The organism is Pseudomonas sp. P4_C3, from assembly GCF_056402075.1.
In genome coordinates this window covers 1-885 of the sequence record NZ_JBFUIC010000706.1, presented here as the reverse complement: position 1 = coordinate 885, position 885 = coordinate 1, and the positions used below count along the sequence as shown (strand labels likewise).

The following is an 885-nucleotide window of genomic DNA, read 5'->3' as shown; positions in this document are numbered from 1 at the left end:
CAATCAGCCTGGTCTGCATCAGTACTTCACTGTAGATCCCGCTCATCTGATGCGCCTCTGGCGCGCGGGACGCGCAAGCGGAGTCGTCAAAATGTATTCTGATCTCGCTGCCAAACGGGCAGTCATCCCGAGTGAGAATCAATTGTCGAGACAGGTAATGCTCTGCGTGACCGTAGAGTCGCACGCTCCCTGTTGCGTTCATAATACAGAAACTCCCTTCTACATTTAGAATCAGGTTGTCGAGATCAGACCCCTGATTAAACGATATCCATGCCCACGAATACTTTGAATGGCGTTGCTGCCATACATGTCTTTTATTTTGCCGCGAAGGCGGCTGATCGACTTTTCCAAGGCTCTTGGGTCATAAAAATTTATATTCAGCCCCATGATCCTGGCGATTTCATCATGGCTCAATATTTGGTTCTTTGTTTGAGAAAAAGCCTCGAGAATCTTCATTTCCGCAAACGATACGTCCAGTTTTTTATGGTCGCCAATCAGGCACATGCGAGTGGGGTCCAAAAGCAGATTTTGCTTTTTTTGCCATTCTGGACTGCTAAAAAACTCGGACAGTGCGTCAGTATTTTCGTCTGCAAAGGTGTCGCAATTAATACAGTAGTCGGCCCCGGCAAGATAGTATTTCATCTTGTTGTAGGTGCCTCTACCGGTGATGGCGATGAAAATTATTGACGCCAGATTATCGGCGCGAATGTTTTCTACCAGGGTGAGGCTTTCAACAAACGCCTGAGGGCTGTCGATAACGATAAAAATTGCACGGTATGAATTAGAATTCTTGTTTCTTTTGAATGAGTTGCTATAGCACATTGCATCAACGGCAATATCCTGGCCTACGTGGCTTGCGACTAATTCCCTAAAGCCCTCAGCTAG

2 protein-coding genes are annotated in these 885 nt (G+C 46.6%); both read right to left on the bottom strand.

Features of this window, described 5'->3' with window-relative positions:
* A partial coding sequence (locus AC1DVH_RS31935; RefSeq protein ID WP_477757143.1) for a hypothetical protein occupies positions 1–202 on the bottom strand: 202 nt, incomplete at its 3' end.
* Between the two features lie 29 nt (positions 203–231).
* Positions 232–885, bottom strand: a 654-nt coding sequence (locus AC1DVH_RS31930) for a winged helix-turn-helix domain-containing protein (protein ID WP_477757142.1), incomplete at its 5' end; no start/stop codon positions are given.